An 8,954-nucleotide genomic window follows, 5' to 3' on the forward strand; every position below is an offset into this window, starting at 1 on the left:
GACACGGCACAAGTGATAACTTGTCACCGGTTGAGTATGAAAGGCGTTACTTTAAGAGCCTAACGGGTGTCTAGAATACCCGGGGCGATTCAATGAGTCTATCGAAGAAGTGCCAAAAAAGTTTTATGTCGCCTATAAAATCTCTCAGAATATTGCCTGCATGGAGGTCAAAGGTAAGAATATAAAGCTCTTTCTCAAGCTGAAACCTTCTGATATTCCAGACGGAACACCGAATTACCGAGATGTGGCTTCAATTGGCCACTACGGTACGGGTGATGTTGAGTTCACAGTATCATCTGAATCCGAGTTTGAGTCAGTTAAGGAATTTATCGCCATGGCGTATAACAAGGTCGGCGGTTAATGGCTTCTAACAAAGCAATTAAATTCGCTCCCTTCGGTCGCCGGACGCTCGTTCCTCGCGCCGTTTATTGCGGGCGTTAACCAGGAAGGCAGCTCATGTCTGAGTTTCGGCTTACAAAAGAAATCATAGAGCGCTCTGTGTCATCTGTCTGGGATGAGGCAAAGCTGGAGTGGGAATTGAGTGAAGTCTATGAGGCTGACGAGCCAGAAACCTGCTTATGTGGCCATTCCCCGATCATTGAGTGCTGTGTCTTATCGAATAAGCTGAATCAAAACTCAACTACAGTCGGCAATTGCTGCGTCAAAAAATTTATTGGTCTTCCTTCCGACAAAATATTTCAAGCGGTAAAGCGAGTTCGAAAAGACCAGGAGAAATCGCTCAATGTTGAAGCCATTGATCACGCGTATCGCAGTGGATGGATCAATGAATGGGAAAAAGATTTCTATTTCAGCAATATGCGAAAACGAGTTCTGACCCCCAAACAGAGGGCTAAAAAGCTCCAAATAAACCACAAAATGTTGGAGAACATGCGTCGGAGATAGAAAAGTGATTAACAATTGCAGTCACGGCGATGGCTTTTCCGCTGCGGCTCCGCCTTCACTACAAAGCCACAGGTGCTGAGGGCATTAATCGGTGAGATGGGCGAGAGCATCACAATGATGCTCTCTTCGGGGTTTAGTCAGTGGTGGTCTGTGCATCAGCCGGTTCTTCGAAGATGGCGCTAGGTATGATAGTTGCTCCTTCAACCATATCCGTACCGATCTCGATGAAGCCTTCGATTTTTGCGTCGCTATACTTTCGCAGGTCAGGGAACATGGCTCGCATCTGACTGGCGGTAACGCCCGCGTCAGCACCATTTTTCAGGGTGCTGAAGCCAGACAAAAGACGGGCAGTTCCGTTGGGGGAGGAAATTGCAGCTTTTGCTGCATCTACGTAGGTTTAACATATTCTTTCTTAGCCATAAATCCTCCAGAGACTGGGCTATCACTGTGGTGCTAGGATGGCATATGTTATTTGGGGCTCGGTGTTGATCATTCAAGGTCTGACATCGCTTAACAATCGGCTGTTTTCGCCCTTCGGGGCTGGGACGGCCTTTCCGCCGCACAAGTCCGGCCGACAGTCGGGCGTTAGCGAGGAAGGAGGGATCATGGTTCGGAGTTTGCGAAAGGGCCAAACGAGCATGTACTTCCAGCACGAACATACCGGCCACAGTATTGGGGTAAAGCGATGTGGGTCGGAGGTGGACGGAGGAGTGGCTGTTTTGAAAGTCACTGTCTCGCCAGTAGACAGCAATCAGAAACACGACGAATCCTATTTACATGACGAGCCGTTGCTATCTGTTGCTATAGATGACGAGACTGTCGTAGAAGGATTCATCGCGCATGTGAATAGCGGCTTACCGAAGGTTGAGGAGTTCAGGTTGGAGCTCGTTTCGCGAGGTAAGCGCCTCGTTAAGAACGTTGTCCCAGAAATGGCACAGCAGGGAAACGTTAGAACGCTGTACCTAAATATTGAAAATCGCTAACAAGGCACTTTTTGCCGGACTGCTTTTCCGCTGGCGCTCCAAAGCATCCGCAAAGCGCGGCGTTAGGCGAAGAAAGAATCTAGGGGGGGGCATTGTTAGAAATTTTGGCTAGCAAGCAGGTGGATATCTACATTTCGCTTGTAATAAGTTTGATCGGTGCGGTCTTTGGGATCGTTCTGGACAGATCTACCAAGGGCAAGGGAGGAGCAGCGCCGGAAGGCGGCGGAACTCATGCAATTAGCGTCTCTATGCAGCAGGTAGTGCGGGTTTCCGTTGGCTCAAAAAGCAGCGCCGATGATCAGCTTATGCTTTTCTTTGTTGGTGTATTCCTTCTTGTAGTCGGGGTTGCCTACCTCTTTTTCCGCCAAGAAGTTCTTGTCGCAGGCCTGCTCTTAGTCCTCTTTATCTTCGGCGCTTGGGCTGGCTCTGTCGCAAACTCCCTCTACAGTGGGTTCTACGACGGTTGGAGATGGGTTGTCTACTTGCTAGTTATGCTCCTCTTCGCTCTGGCCGCGGTTCGAGTCGTGGGTCTTGCGAAGACCCCGATGTTCGCCCCTAGTAACTTCATTTACGCCCAGGACATTGTTAACCAATGGGGGATCTTGGCTCTCCCACGATATTTTACGGCGCTCGACTTCCAGTGGTTTGGTTTCCACCTGCTGGGGATTATCTTATTTTTCGCAGCTAGCTGGCGCGCGTGCCTGTCAATGCTGAACTATGCAGTGCTAGGAACCCGGCTGAGCAAAGGGGCAGCGCATACGGAACTCGGAGGTCGGATAGCCTCGGCCTATGGGAGACCATGGCGGAACAGCCTATTCTTGCTCGGATTCATGGTAGCAGCGAATTACTTGGTCAGCGGTCAATTCTTCATGTGGTTCGAGTATGAGATGCCGAACCAGCTAGAATATTTCATTCAAGTTGTATTGCATGGTCGACAAGCTGGTTGAGAAGAGGCGACGGAGTGGATAAAGGCAAGCCTAACAAGGGTGTGGAGCGCGACGGCTGCTTCGCAGCCGCGGCTAACCCCTCGCGTTAAGGATTAGTTGCTTGGTGCTTTCGAAGTTTCCGTCAGCCATGCTCGACGAACTTAGGTAGGCCTTACCTGTATTAAGGAGTGCCGAATCATGATCGTAGAAGCACTGCTGTTTAAACTTAGCTGGCTGTAAATCCATTGCCTTTGTCTTAATTAAGTGAGAGCACGGACGCGATATGAATCTACTCTTCCTCGGCACATCCGCCGGTGTGCCCACCAAGCAAAGAAACGTCTCCGGCGTCGCTTTGCGAGAGAGCAAGGGGAAGGGCTGGTACCTGATCGATTGTGGTGAGGGTACGCAGCATCAGGTTTTACATACGAAGCTGTCATTCCATTCACTCAAAGCCATCTTTATTACCCACGTGCACGGCGACCACTGCTATGGGCTGCCGGGCATATTGGCGAGTGCGGGAATGGGCGGACGGAAAATGCCGCTGACCATTGTGGCACCCGCAGGCATCAAGGCGTGGTTGAAGGTCACCTGTGAAGTCACGCAGCTTTGCTTGCCCTTTGCGCTGGAGTTTATCGACTCGGACGAATTGCCAAGCGTTGAGTTTGAGAGCATTGCAGTGACCACTCACGGGCTTTCACACCGGGCGCCTTCTTATGCTTATGGATTTACAGAGACAAAGGTCGACGCCGCCTTGGACGTGGATAAGCTAGCGCAAAAAGGGATTCCGAGAGGGCCGTTGTGGGGGCAGTTGAAGCAAGGGTTTGATGTTGAGTTTGAGGGTGAGCGGTTAAAAAGCCATGACTACCTGATCTTCAAACATAAGCCGAGAAAAGTGGTGATCGCTGGGGACAATGACCAGCCTGACTTGTTGATGGATGCCTGCGCGGGCGCGCAGGTGCTGGTGCATGAAGCCACCTATACCGAAGAGATGGCCCAGAAAGCCGGTGATGTGGGGCATAGCTACGCCAAGCTTGTCGCCGTGTTTGCCGAATCGGTACAGCTGCCCAACCTGGTGCTGACGCACTTCAGCCCCCGTTACCAGCTCAATCCTCATGCGTCGCCGTCTATTGATGACATCCGCAAAGAGGCCCAGCGCGTCTATTCGGGCGCACTTTATTTGGCGCGGGATTTTGGCGAATACACCTTGGATAAAGCGGGCCACTTTTCTGAAGTGGCGGGCGAATAACTGCGTTCATCCCCCACCCGTTGAGGCTTGCCGCGCAGGTCAGTCGCGGCAATAGCCTTCACCTGTTTTAACTACTAGGCAGTCTTCCTTTTCCAATAGCCACTTCATGCCAGTGGCTTCGCCGTCGCCCGCTCGAAGCAGCTGTGGGCCGCCCTCGCGGTTGAAGCGAATGCCTTCGGCGGTGGCCTGTCCTTCGAAGGTGTCGATTTGATCTTCATCCAGGCCGTAGCGCATGTGAAGGAGATAATGGCCCGGGCCTTCAGGCTCGTCCTTGCTGATTTCCAAGAATAACCCTTCAACGCCAATCCATCGGCCGATCCATTGGTCGGTCATCTGGTGGTGGGGCTGGTTTTGCTCGGTTGATGTATCCGGAGCAGGCGCGTTAGATGAAACGGTGTTGTTGTTACTGCACGCGCTTATCAGCAGCATGGCTATGAGTGCTAACGCTGCTTTTTCCATGGCTGTCTCCTTGTCAGTACTGCCGTTACTCACTATATACACGTACCATGCTTTCTTTAGTTTGATCGAATTTTGAGATATGTCGAAGGGATATATAAATGCAGAAGGTAAGAATCGACCTAGTATCCGATGTGGCCTGCCCGTGGTGCGCCATTGGCTACCGGCGCTTAGAGCAGGCGTTAGAGACACTCAAGGGCGAGATCGACGTTGAGCTGGTCTGGCAGCCTTTTGAGTTGAACCGCGATATGCCGCCTGAAGGCGAGCCGATTCTAGAGCACTTGTGCCGCAAGTACGGCAAAGACGCGGCCACCATGGAGCAGTCCCAACGCGAGATCATGGCCGCCGCTGAAGAGCTTGGCCTGAATTTCCGGGGTGCCCTGGAGCGCCGGGCGAACAATACCTTCGCAGCCCACCGCGTGCTGGCGTGGGCCGGAACGCAACATCAAGAAACAGCACTTCAGTTAGCGCTGTTCGAGGCCTACTTCGGTGAGGCGAAAAATCCCGCCGACCCAGCGGTGCTTCGTGAGAAGGCCATTGAGGTTGGGCTGGACGGCGACACCGCTGAAGCCATTGCCCGCTCTGACCAGTACACGGATGAAGTACGTGAGGCAGAACAGCGCTTTATGGACGCGGGGGTGAGCGCGGTGCCGGGCTTTATCCTCGATGGCCGCTACCTGATCTCTGGTGCTCAGCCCGCCGACGTACTGGTGGATGCGCTGCGCCAAGTGGCCGAAGAGAACGCCAGCCGTTAATCGGTGAGAAGCGCTGGCCTGACAGAGGGTCGGTAGAGCAGCACATTCTTATCCGTGCATTGAGTGCACCTTTTCGCTAAACGTCGGCGTTGTTGCCGACGTTAGCTTGGGAGAGATGTTATGGCGGCATACGTGATTGGCCACATCAGTGTGAAAGACGCTGTGAAATGGGCGGAGTACAAGCGTGGGGTTCCTGCGACGATAGTGCCCTTTGGGGGCGAGCTAGTGCTGAGGGGGCAGCGAAAGGCTGTGTTAGGCGGAGAGCATCGCCACACGGACACGGTGGTCATTCGCTTTCCCGCTATTGAGGCTGTTGATGAGTGGTTTCACTCCGATGCTTATCAGCAGCTTATCCCGCTGCGCCTTCAGGCAGCAGACGTCGATTTGATCAGTTACGAAGCAGCGTTGTAGACGCTGCGTAACGTTAAGCATCGGTAGGGAAAACCAATCCTATCGGTACTGCTTGACACTCTGCCTCCCAAGAGAGCATTTATGAAAACCATCGGCTTAATCGGCGGTATGAGCTGGGAATCCACGCAGACGTATTACCGCCTCATCAACCAGCATGTGCGCACGGCGTTGGGCGGGCTGCATTCGGCCAAGGTGGTGCTGTACAGCGTCGATTTTGCCGAGATAGAGGCGCTGCAGCACCAGGGCGACTGGCAGGCTACTGCTGAGATATTGGCAGCGGCGGGCAAAGCGGTCGAGGCGGCAGGGGCCGATTTTCTTGTGCTGTGTACCAACACCATGCACAAGGTGGCTGAGCCGCTGGAAGCGGCGGTATCCATTCCGCTGCTGCATATCGCCGACGCCACAGCCCAGGTGCTACTACAGCAGGGCATTACCTGCGTGGGGTTGCTCGGCACACGGTTCACCATGGAGCAGGCGTTTTATATCGAGCGCCTGCAGCGTCAAGGCATCGAGGTGGTGGTGCCCAACGAGCCACAGCGCGAGCGCGTGCACTCGGTGATTTACCAAGAGCTGTGCCTGGGCGTGGTGAAGGCAGATGCCAAAGCTGACTACCTAACTATCGTCGATTCGCTGGCTGAGCGCGGCGCGCAGGGCGTGATTTTAGGCTGTACCGAGATCGGCTTGTTGATTCAACAAGCCGATACGAGCGTGCCACTGTTTGATACCACCGAGATCCACGCGGAGCAGGCGGTTCAGCGGGCGTTGGAGCGTGGTTAGGCATAAAGGTATGCTGCACATATTCCTAGCTTTAAAATCTTGTTGAGTGAGTAAAAAAGGAATAATTTATACTCATGGGCGAGTTTGAATTTGACGATAATAAAAGTCAGACCAACCTAGAAAAGCACGGTATTGATTTTGAAGCGGCACAAGCGCTGTGGAAGGATCCATATCTGCTAGAAATTCGTGCAAAATCAGAGGGCGAACCAAGATTTTTGCTAATAGGCATGATCAGTGAAAAACACTGGTCGGCGGTCGTCACCTACCGAGAAGGGCGTATTCGGTTAATTTCTGTTAGGCGCTCTCGCAAAAAGGAGGTAGAACTCTATGAAAGCTAAAGAATTCGATAAAAAGTTCGATGAAAATCAAAATGATATAATCGACGATCTTGACCTGTCCACGGCTCGGCGTGTGAATCAGGAGCAAAAACGGATTAACGTAGATTTTCCTGCATGGGTAGTGGAGTCACTAGACCGTGAGGCTGCGAGAATTGGTGTTACGCGCCAGTCTATTATCAAAGTTTGGTTGGTTGAGCGTCTTCAAGCTGAAGCGGCTCATCAACCTCTGAGCCATGATACGGTGGGCGGTACTCACTAGCGCTGGCTCCCAAAGAAGCCAGCGCTTTCTCCCTTACTGTAAAAATTCCCGCAACGTTTCGCTGGCTTGCTCAATGGAAACGACGCCATCCAGGTGGCCTCGGTTGCCTTTCAGCGTTTCCAAGGTTACCTCGGTGCCGTCTGCTTCAATCAGTTCGGCGGTGCGGCGCACGCCTTCGGGGGCGAAGACCAGGTCGTTCTCGCTATACAGCATCAGCGTGGGCGCTTCGATGGCGGCTAGGCCTGCTTCTAAGGAGTCGCCGTGGCCTGCCATAAAGGTTTGGTTGGCGCGCACTAGGTAGAGCAGGTGGTTGGCATCTGAGAGCTTCGCCCGTGCGCCGGCGATATCATCTAGGGTTTGCTCGATGGCGTAGCGGGCGTTGAGATCCTGAGCGGGGTCGCGAGCGTCATCCGCCCAATCACGGTTGAACGCTTCGTTGGCCCACTGCCAGTGGTTGGCATTGAGCGTGACCAGCTTCAGCGCCTCTTTTAGCCCCTCGGTGGGCGGCTCTCCGTCGTAGTAGTCGCCTTCGTTCCAGTTGGCATCCAGGCGAATCGGCGCGGCCCAGGCGCTTAGCGTGGCCAGCAGCCATGGGTCGGCCACACCGCCACCAATTACAGGGATCAACCGCTCAACGCGTTCAGGGTATGCGCTGGCCCACTCAATGGCCTGCAGGGCGCCCATGGAAGCACCCATCACCGCATGCAGCGATTCAATGCCCTGGCTTTCCAGCAGAGCGCGCTGCACCTCGACAAAGTCACGAATAGTCACCACAGGAAAATCCATGCCCCAGGGCTCGCCGGTATCGGGGTTGATGGAGGCTGGCCCGGTGGTAATTACGTTTGGGTCATTCGCCCCCAAATTAACCAGCGTATCGGAGGAGATGATGTAGTACTCATCTGTATCCAGCGGCTTGCCGGGGCCAATAATGGCATTCCAATAGCCGGTGGGCTCGCCATCAGCCCCATAGCGGCCTGCCGCATGGCTGGTGCCGGAGAAAAAGTGGGTAATCAGAATCGCGTTGTCGCGGGCTTCGTTAAGCTCGCCGTAGGCTTCCCAGCCTATCGTTACGTTGGGAATCGTCTCGCCGCCCTGAGTGGTGAAGCTCTCCATCTCGAACGTCTGCTTCTCGACCACGCCATCCCAGGCCCATAAGGGCGTGGCCAACAGCAGGCCAAGGCTGGTGAACGAGGCGGCTGTCACTAGCGCGAATGGTTGCTTGCGTCGCATGCGCTTTCCTTTTTTGAGGGGGTATTGTGATTGTTTTAGGGCTGCTTATTGCAGCCACTCCCTCAGCATAGACAGCGTTAGAGGATTTTGAACGGATTTAGCCCATTGGCCTGCTGCATTAGTAGGTAGCAACGGTTAGCATTTCAATTCTTAAGAAGAACTAGTGGATAATAATGCTTACCGCCGGAGACACTGTCATATGCAGCTTTGCGCCGCCCTGATGAAGCAGCTATTTGCTCGAGCCAAGCGTCAAAATAATAAGAGTGCTTCCCTACAAACTAAACACGGCGGTGAGAGTTCTGGCTGGTGGTCATTAGATCTTTCTGGGCAACTTGGGTATCCGCTAGTGCTTGAGATTCAAGGCTGGTATGGCAGCCAGCCCTTTTCTTGGAGAAGCGTTAGCGACGGCGCTGTTGTTGCGGAAAGCCGCTTTCTCCAGTCGCCTGGTCTTCCTTTGGATATTTTATGCACTCAGAATAATACCCTTGAGCAGGGGGCCCCTTCCGAGCTTGTAGCGTTGGGCGATCACGCCCCTTTTATGCGTTATGCTGTCTACCAAGCCTGTGCCTGCTTACCTGATCTTGCCCAGTAACGATGGACATCTCAAGAATGTAATACACTGCAGTGAGGTGGACCATGGCAAGATCGACGACATCAATGAAGAAAAAAT

At 53.4% G+C, this 8,954-nt stretch carries 12 protein-coding genes; 9 read left to right on the top strand and 3 right to left on the bottom strand.

Going from position 1 to position 8,954, the window contains the following annotated elements; translation table 11 throughout:
- The first annotated feature begins 109 nt into the window (after positions 1-109).
- Together ACIGG6_RS18100 and ACIGG6_RS18105 are read left to right on the top strand one after the other, a co-directional pair.
- The gene (locus ACIGG6_RS18100; protein WP_399846496.1) at positions 110-361 is read left to right on the top strand and encodes a hypothetical protein; all 252 of its coding nucleotides are present in this window, start codon (positions 110-112) and stop codon (positions 359-361) included.
- A gap of 95 nt (positions 362-456) precedes the next feature.
- On the top strand, positions 457-903 hold the full coding sequence (locus ACIGG6_RS18105; RefSeq protein WP_399846498.1) for a hypothetical protein: 447 nt from the start codon (positions 457-459) through the stop codon (positions 901-903).
- 133 nt (positions 904-1,036) lie between these two features.
- On the opposite strand, the gene ACIGG6_RS18110 is transcribed toward ACIGG6_RS18105, so the two are convergent.
- The gene (locus tag ACIGG6_RS18110; RefSeq protein ID WP_399846500.1) at positions 1,037-1,243 is read right to left on the bottom strand and encodes a hypothetical protein; all 207 of its coding nucleotides are present in this window, start codon (positions 1,241-1,243) and stop codon (positions 1,037-1,039) included.
- A gap of 735 nt (positions 1,244-1,978) precedes the next feature.
- Here ACIGG6_RS18110 and ACIGG6_RS18115 point away from each other — a divergent pair.
- Together ACIGG6_RS18115 and ACIGG6_RS18120 are read left to right on the top strand one after the other, a co-directional pair.
- Positions 1,979-2,833, top strand: a complete 855-nt coding sequence (locus tag ACIGG6_RS18115) for a hypothetical protein (RefSeq protein ID WP_399846502.1) — start codon at positions 1,979-1,981, stop codon at positions 2,831-2,833.
- Positions 2,834-3,095: 262 nt separating this feature from the next.
- Positions 3,096-4,058 carry a ribonuclease Z gene (locus ACIGG6_RS18120; protein WP_399846505.1) on the top strand — a complete coding sequence of 321 codons (963 nt, stop codon included), beginning with the start codon at positions 3,096-3,098 and terminating at the stop codon, positions 4,056-4,058.
- A 39-nt stretch (positions 4,059-4,097) separates the two neighbouring features.
- On the opposite strand, the gene ACIGG6_RS18125 is transcribed toward ACIGG6_RS18120, so the two are convergent.
- Complete coding sequence (locus ACIGG6_RS18125) at positions 4,098-4,517, bottom strand: hypothetical protein (RefSeq protein WP_399846507.1); 420 nt, start codon at positions 4,515-4,517, stop codon at positions 4,098-4,100.
- Positions 4,518-4,615: 98 nt separating this feature from the next.
- Between ACIGG6_RS18125 and ACIGG6_RS18130 the strand changes: the two genes are divergently transcribed.
- From ACIGG6_RS18130 to brnA, 5 genes are all read left to right on the top strand, one after another.
- Complete coding sequence (locus tag ACIGG6_RS18130) at positions 4,616-5,269, top strand: DsbA family oxidoreductase (RefSeq protein ID WP_399846508.1); 654 nt, start codon at positions 4,616-4,618, stop codon at positions 5,267-5,269.
- Positions 5,270-5,389: 120 nt separating this feature from the next.
- Positions 5,390-5,680, top strand: a complete 291-nt coding sequence (locus tag ACIGG6_RS18135) for a DUF1330 domain-containing protein (protein WP_399846511.1) — start codon at positions 5,390-5,392, stop codon at positions 5,678-5,680.
- 81 nt (positions 5,681-5,761) lie between these two features.
- Positions 5,762-6,457 carry an aspartate/glutamate racemase family protein gene (locus tag ACIGG6_RS18140; protein WP_399846513.1) on the top strand — a complete coding sequence of 232 codons (696 nt, stop codon included), beginning with the start codon at positions 5,762-5,764 and terminating at the stop codon, positions 6,455-6,457.
- A 74-nt stretch (positions 6,458-6,531) separates the two neighbouring features.
- Positions 6,532-6,795, top strand: coding sequence for a BrnT family toxin (locus tag ACIGG6_RS18145; protein WP_399846515.1), 264 nt, complete (start codon positions 6,532-6,534; stop codon positions 6,793-6,795).
- Positions 6,785-7,054 carry a type II toxin-antitoxin system BrnA family antitoxin gene (brnA, locus tag ACIGG6_RS18150; protein WP_399846518.1) on the top strand — a complete coding sequence of 90 codons (270 nt, stop codon included), beginning with the start codon at positions 6,785-6,787 and terminating at the stop codon, positions 7,052-7,054. Before ACIGG6_RS18145 ends, brnA begins: the two co-directional genes overlap by 11 nt.
- A gap of 33 nt (positions 7,055-7,087) precedes the next feature.
- Here brnA and ACIGG6_RS18155 read toward each other — a convergent pair whose 3' ends face one another.
- The gene (locus ACIGG6_RS18155; RefSeq protein ID WP_399846520.1) at positions 7,088-8,284 is read right to left on the bottom strand and encodes an E22 family MetX-like putative esterase; all 1,197 of its coding nucleotides are present in this window, start codon (positions 8,282-8,284) and stop codon (positions 7,088-7,090) included.
- Positions 8,285-8,954 lie beyond the last annotated feature (670 nt).

Source organism: Vreelandella lionensis, assembly GCF_044543515.1.
Lineage (GTDB): Bacteria > Pseudomonadota > Gammaproteobacteria > Pseudomonadales > Halomonadaceae > Vreelandella > Vreelandella lionensis.

Bases quoted from the DNA above. Each gene is read 5' to 3' on its own strand.
- ACIGG6_RS18105 (WP_399846498.1), top strand. From the start codon at position 457: ATGTCTGAGTTTCGGCTTACAAAAGAAATCATAGAGCGCTCTGTGTCA.
- ACIGG6_RS18120 (WP_399846505.1), top strand. From the start codon at position 3,096: ATGAATCTACTCTTCCTCGGCACATCCGCCGGTGTGCCCACCAAGCAA.
- ACIGG6_RS18125 (WP_399846507.1), bottom strand. From the start codon at position 4,517: ATGGAAAAAGCAGCGTTAGCACTCATAGCCATGCTGCTGATAAGCGCG.
- ACIGG6_RS18130 (WP_399846508.1), top strand. From the start codon at position 4,616: ATGCAGAAGGTAAGAATCGACCTAGTATCCGATGTGGCCTGCCCGTGG.
- ACIGG6_RS18135 (WP_399846511.1), top strand. From the start codon at position 5,390: ATGGCGGCATACGTGATTGGCCACATCAGTGTGAAAGACGCTGTGAAA.
- ACIGG6_RS18140 (WP_399846513.1), top strand. From the start codon at position 5,762: ATGAAAACCATCGGCTTAATCGGCGGTATGAGCTGGGAATCCACGCAG.
- ACIGG6_RS18145 (WP_399846515.1), top strand. From the start codon at position 6,532: ATGGGCGAGTTTGAATTTGACGATAATAAAAGTCAGACCAACCTAGAA.
- brnA (WP_399846518.1), top strand. From the start codon at position 6,785: ATGAAAGCTAAAGAATTCGATAAAAAGTTCGATGAAAATCAAAATGAT.
- ACIGG6_RS18155 (WP_399846520.1), bottom strand. From the start codon at position 8,284: ATGCGACGCAAGCAACCATTCGCGCTAGTGACAGCCGCCTCGTTCACC.